The organism is Aeromonas sp. Y293-4, assembly GCF_027705905.1.
Taxonomy (GTDB): Bacteria; Pseudomonadota; Gammaproteobacteria; order Enterobacterales; family Aeromonadaceae; genus Aeromonas; species Aeromonas veronii.
The window spans coordinates 39,284-56,569 of record NZ_JAPDCI010000007.1; the positions used below are offsets into that span (position 1 = coordinate 39,284).

The 17,286-nt window shown below is 57.5% G+C and carries 17 protein-coding genes; 6 read left to right on the forward strand and 11 right to left on the reverse strand.

Annotation, left to right across the window (positions count from 1 at the left end; genetic code table 11):
- Window positions 1–98: 98 nt before the first annotated feature.
- From OKC31_RS09710 to OKC31_RS09730, 5 genes are all read right to left on the reverse strand, one after another.
- Window positions 99–419, reverse strand: coding sequence for a hypothetical protein (locus OKC31_RS09710; RefSeq protein WP_247822799.1), 321 nt, complete (start codon window positions 417–419; stop codon window positions 99–101).
- 41 nt (window positions 420–460) lie between these two features.
- Entirely contained in the window at window positions 461–859 is a 399-nt protein-coding gene (locus OKC31_RS09715; RefSeq protein WP_247822800.1) for a hypothetical protein, read from the reverse strand.
- 611 nt (window positions 860–1,470) lie between these two features.
- The gene (locus OKC31_RS09720) at window positions 1,471–1,779 is read right to left on the reverse strand and encodes a hypothetical protein (RefSeq protein WP_270656826.1); all 309 of its coding nucleotides are present in this window, start codon (window positions 1,777–1,779) and stop codon (window positions 1,471–1,473) included.
- Window positions 1,780–1,879: 100 nt separating this feature from the next.
- On the reverse strand, window positions 1,880–3,127 hold the full coding sequence (locus OKC31_RS09725; protein WP_005345479.1) for a tyrosine-type recombinase/integrase: 1,248 nt from the start codon (window positions 3,125–3,127) through the stop codon (window positions 1,880–1,882).
- Window positions 3,128–3,502: 375 nt separating this feature from the next.
- Entirely contained in the window at window positions 3,503–3,805 is a 303-nt protein-coding gene (locus OKC31_RS09730; RefSeq protein ID WP_005333111.1) for a YebG family protein, read from the reverse strand.
- A 170-nt stretch (window positions 3,806–3,975) separates the two neighbouring features.
- Here OKC31_RS09730 and OKC31_RS09735 point away from each other — a divergent pair, with 170 nt between their 5' ends.
- Window positions 3,976–4,851, forward strand: coding sequence for an esterase/lipase family protein (locus OKC31_RS09735; protein WP_270656828.1), 876 nt, complete (start codon window positions 3,976–3,978; stop codon window positions 4,849–4,851).
- A gap of 90 nt (window positions 4,852–4,941) precedes the next feature.
- On the opposite strand, the gene OKC31_RS09740 is transcribed toward OKC31_RS09735, so the two are convergent.
- Entirely contained in the window at window positions 4,942–6,915 is a 1,974-nt protein-coding gene (locus OKC31_RS09740; RefSeq protein WP_236289049.1) for an SDR family oxidoreductase, read from the reverse strand.
- Window positions 6,916–7,163: 248 nt separating this feature from the next.
- Here OKC31_RS09740 and OKC31_RS09745 point away from each other — a divergent pair, with 248 nt between their 5' ends.
- The 4 genes from OKC31_RS09745 to OKC31_RS09760 all read left to right on the forward strand — a co-directional run bounded on the left by OKC31_RS09745 (window position 7,164) and on the right by OKC31_RS09760 (window position 10,475).
- Entirely contained in the window at window positions 7,164–7,736 is a 573-nt protein-coding gene (locus OKC31_RS09745) for a phasin family protein (protein WP_005333118.1), read from the forward strand.
- Between the two features lie 94 nt (window positions 7,737–7,830).
- Window positions 7,831–9,018: a patatin-like phospholipase family protein gene (locus OKC31_RS09750; RefSeq protein WP_247822802.1), complete on the forward strand. Its 1,188-nt coding sequence runs from the start codon at window positions 7,831–7,833 to the stop codon at window positions 9,016–9,018.
- Window position 9,019: 1 nt separating this feature from the next.
- A complete protein-coding gene (locus tag OKC31_RS09755; RefSeq protein WP_005345492.1) occupies window positions 9,020–9,661 on the forward strand; it encodes a TetR/AcrR family transcriptional regulator in 642 nt (213 codons plus the stop codon).
- Window positions 9,662–9,686: 25 nt separating this feature from the next.
- A complete protein-coding gene (locus OKC31_RS09760; protein ID WP_270656829.1) occupies window positions 9,687–10,475 on the forward strand; it encodes a hypothetical protein in 789 nt (262 codons plus the stop codon).
- A gap of 85 nt (window positions 10,476–10,560) precedes the next feature.
- On the opposite strand, the gene OKC31_RS09765 is transcribed toward OKC31_RS09760, so the two are convergent.
- A complete protein-coding gene (locus OKC31_RS09765) occupies window positions 10,561–11,991 on the reverse strand; it encodes a wax ester/triacylglycerol synthase family O-acyltransferase (RefSeq protein WP_247822803.1) in 1,431 nt (476 codons plus the stop codon).
- A gap of 254 nt (window positions 11,992–12,245) precedes the next feature.
- Window positions 12,246–12,578, reverse strand: a complete 333-nt coding sequence (locus tag OKC31_RS09770) for a polyhydroxyalkanoic acid system family protein (RefSeq protein WP_100645872.1) — start codon at window positions 12,576–12,578, stop codon at window positions 12,246–12,248.
- 259 nt (window positions 12,579–12,837) lie between these two features.
- Here OKC31_RS09770 and OKC31_RS09775 point away from each other — a divergent pair, with 259 nt between their 5' ends.
- Entirely contained in the window at window positions 12,838–13,566 is a 729-nt protein-coding gene (locus OKC31_RS09775) for an FFLEELY motif protein (RefSeq protein WP_157160780.1), read from the forward strand.
- A gap of 104 nt (window positions 13,567–13,670) precedes the next feature.
- Here the strand turns inward: OKC31_RS09775 and OKC31_RS09780 are convergent, their stop codons facing one another.
- The 3 genes from OKC31_RS09780 to prpB are packed head-to-tail and all read right to left on the reverse strand — an operon-like array spanning window position 13,671 to window position 17,152.
- Complete coding sequence (locus OKC31_RS09780) at window positions 13,671–15,116, reverse strand: bifunctional 2-methylcitrate dehydratase/aconitate hydratase (protein ID WP_247822804.1); 1,446 nt, start codon at window positions 15,114–15,116, stop codon at window positions 13,671–13,673.
- A gap of 10 nt (window positions 15,117–15,126) precedes the next feature.
- Window positions 15,127–16,254, reverse strand: coding sequence for a bifunctional 2-methylcitrate synthase/citrate synthase (prpC, locus tag OKC31_RS09785; protein WP_270656830.1), 1,128 nt, complete (start codon window positions 16,252–16,254; stop codon window positions 15,127–15,129).
- 10 nt (window positions 16,255–16,264) lie between these two features.
- Entirely contained in the window at window positions 16,265–17,152 is an 888-nt protein-coding gene (gene prpB / locus OKC31_RS09790; RefSeq protein ID WP_139462753.1) for a methylisocitrate lyase, read from the reverse strand.
- Window positions 17,153–17,286: the final 134 nt, after the last annotated feature.

Sequence of the window (17,286 nt, forward strand, 5' to 3'; positions counted from 1 at the left end):
TTAAGACATCCGGTCGAAGATAGGAGCAATTGTTGCCATTATACACAGTTCAATAAGTGGTGACAGGAAACAAGATACTTAATTTAACATAATATACATTATACGCAGTATTGGTTAAGGGTAAAACAGAGGGGCCGGAAGGCCCCCAATTCAAAATCACGGCAGTCTATAGCGCCACGAGCATTATCACCAAGTTTAAACAATGTTCGGCCATAGCCATATAGTTCCTGATTTTCTTCCAGTTTCGGCAGGATACTTGGGAAGGTCCACTCTACGGGCTTTCCGCCCAGTTCGGGATTGAACCATACGCAGCAGGTATCATTGCTCTCCTCATCATTCACCGGCTTGACGGTTATCCTATAGCCACCGCCTGAAAGTGTCACAACTTGACCAGGATAGAAGTATTGGAATCTTTGCATCACTACGCCTTGTTACGCTAATAGCTCTAGCTTAATCAGTATCAAAATGACAATACAGCAAGCAATGAACCTTCACAGAATGCCATAAGGCTCGCCACTAAGAAGATCAGCGCTGGCCGGAGAAATGCAGCGTGCGAGATGCTATTACCACGAAGTTCTTCCGGAACTCGCTGTAGTTTCTCTTCATTGAACAACTGCAATTGCGTTAGGTAGGCACAAACCATCGATAGTCCACACGTTACCAATCCGAACAAGAATGCCCCCATGGAACAACGTATGCCTATTGGCGTGGTTACATCGGTTTTTGCAGCTACATTCCCCAAGTAAGCCAAAATGGCAACCGCTGCTCCTCCATTTGCTAATGCACAGAACTTGAAAGCCTCGACGGAAATCGTGATGAGCGACTTATAGGTTTCGTTCAAATGCCAATCGTCAGACATGCCATTGTATCCATTGATATTTATCTAGAATCATTTTGACTCTATCGTCTTGCAGGCTGGGGTTTCAAGGTGTCGATCAGTTCCAGGGTCTGTCGGTGAATTATGGCGCCATCGGGCAGCCCTAAAATTGCTCGCCGGGTTGGATGGCTCTGTTAGCCATAGTCTATCGGCGCAACCTCGCGATGTGCAGCATGGAGGACATCAGACATTTTTCCAGGGCTGACCCGTCGCACCAGATCGGCCAGACTCAGCACGTCCCCTTGGCCATCAGCTCCTCGAGGGTTGTGACCCGAAATGGTGAACGTTCTCCCATTTATTTTTCTCTCTTCTGGTGTGGGCCTACTCTGTGAGACATGTTGAAGGTCAATTTTGACCTTGGTTTCACAAATGATGCCGATAACCCCATTTATCGGCATCACCATCCTAGTCCTTATCAACGTTGTTTTGCTCTGAGCTATCTGGAGCGGCTCTCACGAACCTGACCTCATTACGCTTATAAATATGAAAGTCAGGATGTTTTCCTTCGTGTATATCTTCAATAAGCCTTTACGAGGGCCTGTCCCCCGCCCAGGAATGGTGTAGGTTTGGTTTTCGCCGTTCTTCCCATCTTGTTACCACGAATATTCTTTGCCACGTGCATCCCCTGTTTGAGCACCATGCTTCATACGGATATTTATGCGGTTCTGGCGAAAAAAGAACTCAATGATAACAACCTTGCCTTGTGAGAGATAATGCCCCTCCCCTTTGGTTTGCGTGAGCATGGTGGGGGTGAGCTGTAGAGATAACAAGATATAGCAATCGCCCCCTCCCAGTGGTCGATATTCTGAAACCACAAATGTCGTATTTTGAGACAAGCGTTCACTATTAAAATGCTTGAACAATATGTGTATTGGGCTCCCCTTTTCACAGTGGGCAGCCATTGCACTCACTCCGATTGACAGGCATATGTTGTAAAATGACGTGGTTCAAGGTGATGCCATTCCATTTCTTTACTCTTCGTTATCTCTCACTTGTGTGCTTTTATCGCAATCTGTCGAGCGGTTTTTGCTGTGCACTCTCATGGCGTTCGCTTTGGCTTGTGTGCAGGTATTTGGAGGTAGTGTCGATACTGTCGTGGCCCGCATCAGCTTGTACGTGGGAAAGTGGTCGGCCGTTGAGGTTGATGTCATGAGTGATCCCGGTATGGCGAATAGCGTGGGGAGAGAGTTGCCGCATTTCGGCACCATCCTGATAAAAGCCATCCAGCTCGGCAAGTTCGGCACCTTTGGTTATCACCGCTTGTATCAGCTCACGCAGCTGACGTATCCCTAAATTGGCATTAAGTTCTCCCTGCTCCCGGCCGTGGGCTGCCGCTTTATGACGGATAAAAAGCGGAGTCTGCTCGTTGGGTGCCGGCAAGGGCGAGAGTCCCAGAAACGTGCGATAACGTTCGAGTGCTTGAAGCAGCGCCTGTGAAACGGCAACAGTGCGGCGCTTGCCCCCCTTGCTACTGGGTATGTAGTAACCCCAGACGCCGGTTTTGCGATCCCGCCTGAACTGCCCCATCACAGGGGTAAAGCCCGGCCGTGCTGCAACCTCAGAGATCCGCAGATAGCAGGCGTACATCAGAATGGTGAGAAAACGGCTGCGCTCGTGCTGCTCCGGATGGTCGTTGGCAAGGGTATCGGCGGCCTGCATCACGTATGACCACTGCAACTCGCTGAAGGCCTGCACCTGATCATCGGCCTCCTGCTGTTGCGGCCGTTTGACCCGCTGCAGTAGCAGAGCGGGATTCCTGTCCATGTACTCCTCCTGGATCAGGAACTGGAAGAAGGCCGACAGGATGGCGAGCTTGGTCTTCATCGCCTGCTCGCTAAGACGGTAGGGCAAGGTGCGGCCCAGTTCCCGCTTGCCCAAAAACGGTCGCCATTGCGGATTGGGCAACCGCTCCCCCCACTCCTTGTCTAGGACAAATTGCGCCACGTTGCGATAGGCGATTAACTCTTCAGGTGGCGACTGACAGTAGTCGAGATAGCGGATCATGATGCGGCGAGTGAGATCTTTCGGGCTGATGGCCGCCTCGCAAAAGCACCAGTGCAAAAAGGTGGTCAGTTCGCTGCGATAGGTTTTGTAGTTGTTTTCGCTGTTGCGCTGCTCCAGCAACCAATCGACCGCCAGCTCGTAAACCAGCCCGGCATCGGGCACATCGTTGAGGCTGAGGTTGGCAAGGTACTGATTGACCTGCGGGTTGCCAGCTTCCAGATAGATAAGACTGTCAAACAGCGGCATGGCCGGCGGCAAGGATAATGGGTGTTGAGTCATGGTGTTGCTTGTTGATGATGAATCGATATGTGCCTGTGAGCCGAGATGATAAAAAAGGGCTCGTGATAGATGAATGCGGCTTCTGCTAGTTTTTGTTCTGTCTCTTGTTATTGCTGATTGAGGTCACCGGGAGCGATCTGGATAACGATCTCTCCACTGTTTGCTCATTATTTCCTCATAGATCTGGCTGGTTTCGCTCAGTTGTGTACGCTATTCAGTTATGCATGGGATATGCATCTTTGTTAAAAAATTCTCGGGATAAATAGCCGTAAAAATGGATTTAAATGCAATTAAAGTGAATGGTGTGAGCTATTTATCCCGAGAAATAGCAGGTCTGTGCAATCAGGCAACCTGTTTGAGTGGCTTCTCCTTGCGCTTGGCCGCTGGAGCCTCTTCTTCCTTCGTGCCTGCCTGAACCTTGCCGCCACGCAGCAGGGTTTGCAGCACATCACGCTGCTCTGCCAGGTAGAATGCCAGACTCTCTTGCTGCTCTGGTGCCAGCTCGATCGGGGCGCCAGCCAACAGAGTCATCAACTCGTCGGCCGTATCCAGCAGCTTGTCATAGGCATCGGCCTCTTTTTTGCTGGCAAAGGTCATTTTTTCCACTCCCCCACGAACAACCACATATTTGATCTCGACAGCCATGATGGCCTCCTCTTGGTGATAATGGATAGAGTATATGTATGGATATACAGCATTGCAAATAGCCTCACCGGAAAAGAGTTCGCCGGGGTTTAGCGACAAAAGCCGCGCTGGATCAAGCTGTCTCAAAGTGTCATTTGACTTCCACGTCAGACTGGTCGGAACATGGCCTTATGACGATCGTACGACACCTGTTTATCCTGCTGATGGTAGAGGTGCTGCTCCTTGGGAGTATCGCCCACTTGGTCGTGGGACTCCCCTGGTTGCTGACCCTGCTGTTTGTGGTGTTTTCCCTGCTTGGGTTGCGCTGCCTGGTGGTGCTCGGTAGCTGGCTGTTTACCCGCTTCTACCCCTCCCCGGCTATCGGCCTTTGGCGCAGGGTGAAGATGATGGCGCAGGAGATGCTGGCCTACCTCTACACCTTCACCTTGTTGCTACCGTTTGAGCCTTTGCTGATGGCACCCGATCGGCTGCGTCCATGCCAGCGCCCCGTATTGCTGGTGCATGGTTACGGTTGCAGTCGCGGGATCTGGCGCACCCAGCGCGCCCGACTAGAGGCTGCAGGCCATGTGGTCGCCACCATTACCCTGATGCCACCATTTGGTCATATCGATGAGATGGTGCCGCTGCTGGCCACCCGGATTGACGACGTGCTGGCGCAGACTGGGGCTGACAAGCTGGTGCTGGTCGGTCACAGCATGGGCGGACTGGTCTGCCGCGACTATCTGGCTATCCATGGTGGTGACAAAGTAGAGCGCCTGATCACGCTGGCAACGCCCCATCAGGGCAGTCAGCTGGCCGCCCTTGGGCTTGGGGCCAATGCCCGCGAGATGGAGCCAGGCTCCGGCTGGTTGCAGCGTTTCGCTTCGGTGCCGCTTTGCGTACCCGGCATCTCGGTGCGCACCAGTCACGACAATGTGGTGATGCCGCAGGAGCGGCAACGATTGGCGGGAATGGAAGATATCGAGTTGCCTGCCATTGGCCATCTCTCTCTGCTCTATTCCCGCCGTACGACGGATCTGCTGCTTGAGTTGTTGTCCCGAGTCTGACCCTCCTTAATCGTTCTTCAACTGCTATTCCAAATAAAACAGGGGCCTGATTGCTCAGGCCCCTGTTGATCTCTTTATCGCATCACCCGGTTAGAAGTGGATACCCTTGATCAGGGTCGAGACGGCAACCTGATCGGCGGTGGCCTTGGATTTGTCGCCATCCTTGGGGTCGGCAAAGGTGCGGAAGCTGGTGTTCATGATCACCTGGGCGACGCGCGGCGCCAGAGCGTGAACCACCTGACCGAACACCCCGAGGCGAGTGGCCAGACGAACGTGCTTGTTGATGATGGTATCGCATACCAGATCGGCCGCTTCTTCCGGCGTCATCATCGGTACCTGCTCATAGACCTTGGTCGGTGCGACCATCGGCGTTTTCACCAGCGGCATATTGATGATGGAGAAGCTCACCCCTTTATCGGCAAACTCGGAGGCGGCGGTACGCACCCAGGCATCGAGGGCTGACTTGGAGGCAACATAGGCGGAGAAGCGCGGCGCATTGGTCAACACCCCGATGGAGGAGATGTTGATGATGTGCCCTTTTTTCTTCTCGATCATGGTGGGCAGCACCCCCATGATCACCTTGAGCGCGCCAAAGTAGTTGAGCTGCATGGTGCGTTCAAGATCGTGGAAGCGATCGAAGGAGTCCTCGATGGAGCGGCGGATGGATCGGCCGGCATTGTTGACCAGAATATCGACGCCGCCGTGATCGGCCACGATGCGAGCGGTGATCTCCTCGGCCTGCGCCAGATTGGAGAGATCCCCCTGATAGATCTCGATGGTCAGCCCCAGCTCGGCAAACTCAGCTTTAGTCTCGGCAATCTTCTGCTCGTCGCGGGCGATGGTAACAACGTTGGCCCCCGCCCCCGCCAGCTTGCGTGCGGTTGCACGACCAATGCCGGAGGTGGCTCCGGTCACCAGCACTACCTTGCCCTCGACCCGACCACGCAGGGAGCGATCGATGAAGAGTTCGGGGTCGAGATGACGCTCCCAGTAGTCCCACAGCCGCCAGGCGTAGCTGTGCAGCGGTGGCACTTCGATACCGGTCCCTTTCAGTACCCGTTGGGTTTCGCGACTGTCGAAACGGGTGGGATAACTGATAAGGCGGAACACATCCTTGGGTAGACCCAGATCGGCGATGGCGGCATCGCGGATGCGGCGCACCGGCGCCATGGTCATCAGCATGGCGGTCAGGTGGCGGGGAATGAAATTAAAGAGAGAGGCGTTGATGCGGATCGCAGGCTCCGGCGCATGGGCGGCGCGGGAGAAGGTGCTCAGCATGTCGCCGACCCGCATCGGGTTGGGGTCGGTCAGGTGGAAGGTCTTGTTCTCCTCGCCCTCCTGATGGGCAATATGCACCATGGCATCGACCACAAAGTTGACAGGCACTATGTTGATGCGCCCGCCCTCAACCCCGATGGCGGGCATCCAGGGCGGCAGCAGGCGACGCAGCTTCTGGATGGTCTTGAAGAAGTAGTAAGGGCCGTCAATCTTGTCCATCTCGCCGGTATTGGAGTCACCTACAACGATCCCCGGTCGGTAGACCCGCCACGGAATAGTGCACTCGTTTCGCACAATCCCTTCCGCTTCGTGCTTGGTCTGGAAGTAAGGCATGTCGAGGTGTTCGGCCTCATCGAACATGTCCTCGCGAAACAGACCGTCAAACAGGCCCGCTGCAGCGATGGAGCTGCAGTGATGGAACTGCCCCGTTCCCAGCCGCTCGGCAAGTTGAACAGCCTGACGGGTCCCTTCGGTGTTGACCTGCTGCTGGATCCCGGCCTTGGCGTTCAGATCATAGATAGCAGCCAGATGGAAGAAGTGGTCTATCTTGCCGATCAACTGTTCCTGTATCTCGACCGATACCCCCAGCAGCGGTTGCGTCATGTCGCCAAAAACCGGGACTGCGCGCGATTCATCCACATTCCAGAATGCAAATAACTCCGGCAATTTATCCTGATGAGAGGCGCGCATCAGAAAATAGACGATACAGTCGGGATGCTGTTGGAATAACTTTTTGATCAATCGACGCCCGATAAAACCACTACCGCCAGTAATGAAATAGTTCATAAAGAGAATCCTGCTACTGATTAGGGTGTTACTAGGTTGTTAGATATATCACGATTCATATGGGAATCCGCAATTTGATTGTCGGTTCGTGAGCAAACCCTAATTTCGGTGGTGTGCCTGTTCCGTTATTAGGTAGAACCCTCTATTTTTTGTCCCTAGACTGAAGTTGAAAAATCAGTAATGCCACAACCCGATTGCAGTTTCGTTGTCGCCATTACATTTAACTGTCGTTATTCAAGGAGAAGATCATGGCTAAGAAATTGAAAGCGCTGGCAGGGTCAGTGACCGACAACCAACTCACCTCCACCATCAAGGAGTCCACCCAGCAGATCTGGTTGGCGGGTCTGGGTGCCTATGCCAAGGCGCAGGAAGAGGGTGGCAAGATCTTTGAAGCCCTGGTGCAGGAAGGTGAAGCGCTGCAAGCAAAAACCCGTCAGAGCGCAGATGAGAAGATTGCCGCTGTGACCGACAAGACTGCCAATACCTGGGGCCGTCTGGAGCAGGTGTTTGAAGATCGCGTGGCCCGCGCTGTGGCCAGCCTCGGCATTCCGACCCGTAAGGATATCGACAAGCTCTCCAAGCGCATGGCCGAGCTGACCGACGTGGTCCAGCAACTGCTGGATGCACAGGAAGAGGAAGCCCCGGCCGCAGAAGCCAAACCGGCTGCCGCCAAAAAGCCCGCTGCCCGCAAGCCTCCGGTAAAGAAGGCACCGGTAGCCAAGGCTAAAGAGGCCGTAGTTGAGCAGGCCGCCGATCTCCTCTCCGCTGCGGAAGATGCGGTGAAAGAGGTGAAGGCCAAAGCAGAGAGCGTCCTGCCCTGATCCCTCGCGGTGACGGAAGGTGATTGATACCGGCCCATGCCCTGCGCTGGGCCGGTCTTGTCATGGTGAATGTCATGGATAGAGAGGCGACGCTATGAGTACCATCGCAATTGCCCTTGCTGGCGGCGGGCCGCTCGGCGGCATCTACGAGATCGGTGCCTGTGCTGCCCTCTCTGACAGCATCAGTGGCTTGCGCCTTGACCATGCCGATATCTATGTCGGCGTCAGTTCGGGGGCCGTGGTGGCATCAGCGCTGGCCAACGGCATCTCGCCGGCTAAGCTGGTGCGGATCCTGCTCAGCGATGATTCGGGGGAGATGTTTGACCCGGCCACCTTGCTGCGCCCCGCCTTTCGTGAATATGCCGACCGCCTGACCTCGATCCCGCCACTGGCGTGGCAGAGCCTGACCTACTATCTGGCGGCGCCCTGGAAGCGGAGCCTGTTTGAGTCGCTGCAAGGGCTCTCCAAGGCCATTCCGACCGGACTGTTCGACAACCGCGGGGTGGATCGTACCCTGACCCAGTTTTTCTCTCGTCCCGGCCGCAGCAACGATTTTCGCCAGCTGCGCAGCCGACTGTTTGTGGTCGCTACCGAACTCGACACCGGTCATCCGGTTGCCTTTGGTAGCCCGGGGCTCGATGACGTGCCCATCTCGGCGGCGGTACAGGCGTCAGCCGCTCTGCCCGGCCTCTTCCCCCCTTCATTGATTAACGGGCGTTACTATGTGGACGGGGCGCTGATCAAGACCCTGCACGCTTCGGTAGCGCTGGAAGAGGGGGCGGATCTGGTGTTCTGCATCAATCCGCTGGTGCCCTATGATGCGGACATGGCCGCCGGCGCGCCGACCAATCTGGTGGACAGCGGTCTGCCGGTGGTGCTGGCCCAGACTTTTCGCGCCATCATCCACTCCCGCATGCATGTGGGGATGGATCGCTACAAGCACCAATATCCCGACGCCGACGCCCTGCTGTTTGAGCCCTCTTCTGCCGATGGTGAGATGTTCTTCACCAATGTATTCAGTTACCGGGATCGCCGCCGTCTCTGCGAGCACGCTTACCAGCATACCCGCCGCGATCTCTGGCAGCGTCGTGACGAGCTGGCGCCGGTGCTTGCCAAGCATGGCCTCGAGCTCAATCTGGCCGCGCTGGCCGATGAAGATCGCACCCTGCTGGCCCCCGGCCTTGGCTCGGTTGCCGCCCTCGACAAGTCGCTGGAGCAGCTGCAGCACTGGCTTGCCAAACGCTATCGCCACGGCGTGCGTCGTTCATCACCAAAGGAGTAGCATGGATCGCAAACCCAAACGCCGTACCCGGGAGCGGATCCTGACCACTGCCCTCGCCTGCTTCAATCGACAAGGGGAACCCAGCGTCACCACCTCGGCTATTGCGGCCGAGATGGAGATCAGCCAGGGCAATCTCTACTACCACTTCCACAACAAGGAGGAGATCGTCAACGCCCTGTTCTGCGAATTTGAACAGCAGATGGATCGCCTGCTGGAGGCGGTCAGCACCCCGTCCGATGAGCCAGAAGATATCTGGCTCTTTCTCCACCTGATGTTTGAAGCTATCTGGCAGTACCGTTTCCTCTACTACGATATCGCGACCCTGATGAGTGGTTATCATCAGGTGGAGCAGCGCTTCTCCGCCCTGCTGCGCCGCAAGGAGCAGACCGCCATCGCCATTTGCAACCATCTGCAAACGGTCGGGCTGATGGAGGGCACGGCGCAACAGATGCGCACGCTGGCGGCCAATGTGGCGCTGGTGGGCACATTCTGGATCTCTTATCAGCGGGCACTGCACCCCAAGGCGGACGCCGATATTGCCCTCGGCGTCTTTCAGGTGATGCAGCTGGTCGCACCCTATTTGCGGGCCGATGCTCGCGCTCATCTGGGCGCCCTCGCCCACCACTACACCGACAAGGTTTGATTCACATGCTACAGGGAGAACAAGCATGACCACTTCACAACTCGAATTTGTCCCCTTCCCCTACGCGGATGCGGCTTATGACTATGCTGGCCAGAAGCTGGCGGACAACTGGGATCGTCTCCATCAGGGGGATGCCGAACCCTGGCCCGAAGATGAACAGGTACAGGATGCCTGGCGGGCCTATCATGCCGGGGATTTTGCCCGGGCCGTCGCCCTTGGCGAAGCGGCCGGTGAGGAGGGCCTCAATGTGGCGAACAAAGCGCTGGTGATCCATGCCAGCTATCTGCTGGAAGACAAGTATGCCAAGCGCGCCGCCTTCGAGCGGGCGGCCAGCCATGCCGAGAAGCTGCAAAAACGCCAGCCCAAGAATGCAAATGCCTGGTATTTCCACGCGCTGGCCCTCGGTCGCTACAGTCAGGTCATTTCCATCTCCAAGGCCCTCTCGCAAGGAATTGGCGACAAGATCAAGGCAAACCTTGAGAAGGCGCTGGAGCTGGCGCCAGATCACGCCGAGGCCCATATTGCCTTTGGCGCCTGGCACGCCGAGATCGTTGACAAGCTGGGGGCCATGATCGGCGGCCTCACCTATGGCGCCAAGAAGGAAGAGTCCGAGCGTCACTTCAAGGAGGCGCTGGCGCTGATCCCCGACTCGGCTATCGCCCGCATGGAGTACGCCAACGCTCAGGTGATGCTGCACGGCAAGAGCCGCCTGAAAGCCGCCGAAGCCCTCTATGCCGAAGCGGCCGAGTGCGAACCCATGGATGCCATGGAGCGCCTCGATGTGGAGGCGGCGCGGGAAGAGCTGGAGGATTAACCGCTATTCCCACTATTCATAGATAACAAAACAAGAGGCCAACCCGCGGGTTGGCCTCTTTTTATTGGGATTTTTACGTATCGGATCAACCCAGCAGCGCATCAAGGCCGTTCGGGTCGAACAGCAGCTCAGGCTCCAGCAACACCAGCAGTAACAGTTGTTCAAACTCCACGGCGAAGCGGTCGACAACCTGATCCGGGTCAGGTACCAGCTTCTTGTCGGTGATAAGGCCCAGCTGCACCTTGTGATCGTAAGAGAGGATGGAGACGCCGACGCCGATATCCCCCGATTGCGGCACCCAGAACAGCGGCTGACGCAATTTTGCTCCAGCCAGATAGAGGGTCTGCTGCGGGCCGGGCACATTGGTGATCACCGCGCTGGCCTTGGCCGTGAGCAGCTCGACGGCCTGCTGCTGCACCGCATTGGGGGCCATGCCAAGGGCATGTAACAAGTTGAGCACTACCACGGGTTGTAGCGAGGTGCGCAGCGCCTGCATTCGGTCACGTACGGTATAGAGCCGCTGCAACGGGTGTTCAACATCCAGTGGCAAGTCCAGGGCCACCAGCCCGAAGCGGTTGCCAAGTGCCCCCTCATCGTCCGGTGCACGCATATTGACTGGCACCAGGGCGCGGATCTTGACCTTGTTGGCATCATCCCCCTTCTCCTGCAGGTAGTGGCGAAACGCCCCTGCGGTGGCGGCGATCAGCAGATCGTTGACCGAGCAGCCCAGTACCTTGCCCACTGCCTTGATATCCGGCAGATCAATTTGCTCCGACCAGGCCACCCGCTTGGTGCTGGTGGTCTTACCCCGCAGGCGGCAGGGGGAGTCATCACCGAGGGTGGCGATATTGCACAGCTCGCTCGCCAGATCGCGCCCGGTCTTGAGGTAATCCACCGCCTTGGTGGGATGGGTGACCACTTCGACATATTTGGACCAGAGGCTACCGGTCAGCTTGAGACCGGCCCGCACCAGCCGGCTGCCCTGGTGGCAATCCTCCTCATCCTCGTCATCGCTGTCATCCAGTGGCTCCGGTGACGGTGGTCGCGGCGCCCCTTCCGGTGTGTTATCCATCATGGTCAGCATGGCTCGCACCAGCGAGAAGCCGTCGCCCATGGCGTGGTGAATGCGCACCACCAGCGCTTGCCCACCCAGCGAAGTGTCGGTCAGGTGCATATCCCACAGGGGGCGCTGGTGGTTGAGCGGCGTCGAGGCGAGATCGGCCACCAGCTTCTCCAGCTCCAGCTTGCCCGCTTCACCCGGCAGGATCACTCGCTTGAGGTGCTGATCGAGATCGAAATCGGGATCATGGCGCCAGTAGTAGGAGCCCCCCTCCAGCACGGCCCGCTGGTGGAAACGGGGTTGCACCGAAATGGTATGGCGCAATCCGGCCCGCAGACGCGTTTCATCAAGCTCTCCTTCAAACATCAGGACACCGATGATCTGCATCAGGTTGTTGGGTCTGTCCATGCGTAACCAGGCGGTATCGACGCAGGAGATAAATTCACTCAGTGGCATGGTTGTTTCCCTACAAAATGAATTTACCGAGGCGGCAAATTGCTCCTTCCCTCATATCCGGATGAGGGCTTGATGCAATCAGAATGACTTTAATGAGTGCCGACTCGAAATATGAAATAAAGATGAAAGATTACTTACAAATAGAATCGAGACCTCGCTGGATAATAAATCTGACAAACCACATGGCTTGCAAACTTATTTCAAACAGCCATCGTTTACAGCTGGTTTATTTAAAACCAGTGCAACGAAGAGTTTCAAACACGTTTGGGGCAAGGTAAGCGATTGTCGACATAATCGAGGATCTCCTGCTCCAGCACGCTGCGTACTGGCAACAGCATCAAACCAAGATGCACTTCCAGTTCCAGGGTATCTTCGTCCAGGGTGAGAGTGCCATGTACCCCTGAGCCGCGAAAGCGTAGCTCGGTCTCCTCTTCATCCGCCCATTCGCAATCGAGTTGATAGCTCTCGCTCATGTCCGCAGCGATGGCTTCGGCCGCGATCCGGGCGGCGGCCAGTCCCAGCGGATGCTGACGGCTGATCTGGATGGTAGAGAGTGCGCTGCTGCCAGCAAGCGAGTTGAAGAACATGGTCGTTACTCTGGGTCATAAGTTAGTTATTGATATTAAACACATGTTCACAACAAATGAAAGGATGGTTCACATAAATGGGACTCACTTAACAGAGTCGAGAGGGATGCAGGCCATCAGCGGGGCATGGCATTTATTCCCTCCCCCGTGCGCGCTACACTTGTCACGGAACGATCAGCAAAAGCTGCTTGTTTTTCATTCACTTGTATCTTCGTATCACCGAATCCCCATCAATGGGCCCAAGGCCAGAGAGCTGTAGATGACGCATCAAGAACATGCCCACGACGACGATAGCACCCTGGGTCGGCTCTACCGCCAGCTCAAGCGGGTTGCAGCCTTGCGCGAGCAGATGCGTGCTCACCCGGAGGATCTGCAGGATCGGGATCGGCTACGCCAGTGGCAGGCCGACCGGTTGGGGCGAACCCATCGTGATCTGCTGGAGAGTGACCGCTACGGCCCGGCGGCCGAGTTTTTCCTGACCGATCTCTATGGCCCCGGGGATTGCGCCCGCCGCGATGCGGACGTGATGCGGGTGATGCCAACCGCCGAGCGGCTGTTGCCGGAGTCCGGCCTCAAGGTGCTGGCGCAAGCGATCGAGCTCGACGCTCTCTCCGAAGAGCTGGACTACCTGATGGTGGTGGCGCTGCGGCGCATTGATGGCATTGATCCCATCACACCGGATCATTACACCATCGCCTATCGTGCCGTGGGTGAACAGGCGCGCCGGGAACATCAGATTGCGTTGGTGAGCGAGCTTGGCATGACGCTGGACAGACTGGCGAGAAAGCCGCTGCTGGGGGCAACCCTCAAGCTGGTGTCAGGGCCAGCCCATCTGGCGGGGCTTGGCGAGCTCTTCTCCTTTGTCGAGCGCGGCTATCAGGTGTGTCATCAGATGGGGCGTGCCAACGAGTTTCTCGAGACCATCGCCAGTCGCGAGACGGCCATCATGACGGCGCTCTTTAACGGCGACAGCAGTGCGCTGGGGTAAGGCTTATCGAGGGATAAGCCGCCAGAATAACAAAGCGGGCCGATGAGCCCGCTTTTCGTTTATCACTGTTTGCCGATATGTTGGCCAATGCAAGAGCGGAGCGATCAGATCACCAGCAGATCCATAAAGGCGTGCACCGGGGTGGCGGCAAGGCGCGGCCCATCCTGACAGAGGGCCAGAATGTCGCTGACCCGTTTGGCCGGGAAGCGGGTGGCCAGATTGTGCTGGAATTTCTCCACCAGCAGCGGGATCCCCTCCTCCCGACGGCGACGATGGCCGACCGGATACTCCACCTCCACCTTGGTGGTGTGAGTACCGTCCTTGAAGAAGATCTGGATGGCGTTGGCAATGGAGCGCTTGTCCGCCTCCAGATATTCGTGGCTGTAGCGTTTGTCCTCCTGCACCACCATCTTGCTACGCAGCGCGTCGATGCGGGGATCGGCCGCCACGTCATCCTCGTAATCCTCGGCGATCAGGCGCCCAAAGATCAGCGGCACCGCCACCATGTACTGCAGGCAGTGGTCCCGATCGGCCGGGTTATTGAGGGCACCCACCTTGCTGATGATGCGAATGGCCGACTCATGGGTGGTGAGTTCGATGCGGTCGATCTCATCCAGCCGCCCCTTCACCTGACCGTGCAGTTTCATGGCGCACTCAACCGCGGTCTGGGCATGGAACTCGGCGGGATAAGAGATCTTGAACAGCACGTTCTCCATCACATAGCTGCCGTACCCCTGATGCAGGGCGAACTGGTTGCCCTTGAACAGCACATCGTAGAAGCCCCACTTGGGGGCGCTCAGCACACCGGGATAGCCCATCTCGCCGCTCATGGTGATAAGGGCGAGGCGCACCGCGCGAGAGGTGGCATCTCCTGCCGCCCAGCTCTTGCGCGATCCCGCATTGGGGGCATGGCGGTAGGTACGCAGGCTCTGGCCATCGACCCAGGCCTGGGAGACCGCATCGATTACCTGATCGCGGGTGCCACCCAGCATATGAGTCACCACGGCGGTGCTGGCGACCTTGACCAGCACCACGTGATCGAGACCGACCCGGTTGAAGGAGTTCTCCAGCGCCAGCACCCCCTGAATTTCGTGGGCTTTGACCATGGCCACCAGCACATCGCTCATGGTGAGCGGCGCCTTGCCCTCGGCCACGCGAGTACGGGAGAGCCAGTCGGCGGTGGCCAGAATGCCCCCCAGATTGTCGGAGGGGTGACCCCACTCGGCGGCCAGCCAGGTGTCGTTGTAATCGAGCCAGCGGATGATGGCGCCGATATCCCAGGCCGCCTTGACGGGGTCGAGGCAGAGCTGGGTACCGGGCACCCGGGCACCATGGGGTACCAGTGTCCCGGGGACTATAGGGCCAAGGTGCTTGGTGCACTCGGGAAAGCGCAGGGCCAAGAGGCCACAGCCGAGCGTATCCATCAGGCAGTAGCGGGCGGTGTCGAGGGCCGCCTCGCTGGTAATGGGGTGGTTGCAGACATAATCGGCAATATCGACCAGCACCTGATCGGGCTCGGGTCTGTGGTTGACGTCGACGTTGGCGGACATCGTGATTTCCTTATCGTTGTTGTAGAGAGACAAAGTGACGGGGGGCCGGGCCGACATAATCGGCGCTCGGGCGGATGATCCGGTTGTGCTCGCGCTGCTCCATCACGTGGGCGCACCAGCCGCTGACCCGCGAGCAGACGAAGATGGGGGTGAACAGCTTGGTCGGGATCCCCATGTAGTGATAGGCGCTGGCGTGGAAAAAGTCGGCGTTGGGAAAGAGCTCTTTCTCCTCCCACATCACCTTCTCCGCCTCGCAGGAGACGCGATAGAGGCGATCATCCCCTACCGCCTCGGCGAGCTTGGCCGACCACTCCTTGATGATGACGTTGCGTGGATCCGAGGTGCGGTAGATGGCGTGGCCAAAGCCCATGATCTTCTCCTTGGCCGCCAGCTTGGCCAGCAATTCGCGCCTTGCCTGCTCTTCATCCTGCCAGTGTTCGATCATCGCCATGGCCGCCTCGTTGGCACCGCCATGGAGCGGGCCGCGCAGGGTGCCGATGGCCGCGGTGATGCAGGAGAACATGTCAGAGAGCGTCGAGGCGCAAACCCGCGCCGCAAAGGTGGAGGCGTTGAACTCATGCTCGGCGTAGAGGATAAGGGAGACATGCATCACCCGCCGCTCCAGCTCGCTCGGTGCCTTCTGGTGCAGCAGCGCCAGAAAGTGGCCACCGATACACTCCTCGTCGCTGTCGAGGGCGATACGAATACCTTCATGGCTGAACTTGTACCAGTAGATCAGAATGCCCGGGAAGGCAGCCAGCAGCCGATCCGCCACTTCATGCTCATGCTCGAAACCATCTTCCGGCTCCAGATCGCCGAGCATGGAGCAGCCAGTGCGCAGCACATCCATGGGATGGGCATCGGCGGGAATGCGTTCCAGCACTTCCAGCAGCGGCTGGGGCAAGGTGCGCAGGCGGCGCAGCTCGCGCTTGTAGGCGTCAAGCTGCTGCTCACCGGGCAACTCCCCCTTGAGCAGCAGATAGGCAACCTCCTCGAACTGGGCGCTATCGGCCAGCTCCTTGATGTCATAGCCGCGATAGGTAAGACCGGTGCCACTCTTGCCTACTGTGCAGATACTGGTCTCCCCTGCGCTTTGACCGCGCAGACCGGCCCCGCCCAACGGTTTTTGCTGTCCCATAAGCTGCCTCCTATTCCTTGGCTGTAAACAGACGATCCAGTGTCTGCTCGTAGTGGTGATATCCGAGGAAGTCGTAGAGTGACTCCCGGGTCTGCATGGTCTCCACGACAGCGCGCTGATGGCCATCCTGGCGAATATGTTGATAGACGTTGAGGGCGGCCTGATTGGCGGCCCGGTTGGCACTCAAGGGGTAGAGCACCATGTCGACCCCGTGGGCGGCCAGTTGCTCTTTGTCAAACAGTTCGGTTTTGCCGAACTCGGTCATGTTGGCGAGGATCGGCACTTTGGCCGCCTGCTTGAACTGGTCGTACTGAGCAAGCTCGGTCACCGCCTCGGCGAAGATCATGTCGGCCCCGGCGGCCACATAGGCGGCAGTGCGTTCAAGAGCCGACTCCATCCCCTCCACCGCCAACGCATCGGTGCGGGCCATGATGACGAACTCGCTATTCTCGCGGGCATCCACTGCTGCTTTTATCCGATCACACATCTCCTCCAGCGACACCACCGCTTTGTTGGGGCGATGACCGCAGCGCTTCTGGGCAACCTGATCTTCCATATGGACAGCGGCAACTCCGGCTCGCTCGAACGCGCGAATGGTGCGGGCGATATTGAATGCCCCGCCCCAGCCGGTATCGATATCGACCAGTAGCGGCACTCGGGTCGCCGCTGTGATCCGCTCGGCATCGATCAGCACGTCGTTGAGGGAGGTCATGCCGAGATCCGGCAAGCCATAGGAGGCATTGGCTACTCCGGCGCCGGAGAGATAAAGAGCTTGAAAACCGCTGCGCTCGGCCATCAGCGCCATATAGGCATTGATGGTGCCGACGATCTGCAGGGGATGTTCATTGGCAAGGGCGGTGCGAAAGCGCAGGCCTGCCGAGGGGGACAAACTGGACATCATGACTCCTTTCACCTGTCTAGTCTGGCTATCTAATATCACGTTTACGTTAACGTCAATTATACTTTCGTGACATTCCGGCCGCAGGCAAGACAGGAAACCGGTTTTAGGGTAAATTTCACCAATTCCTTCAA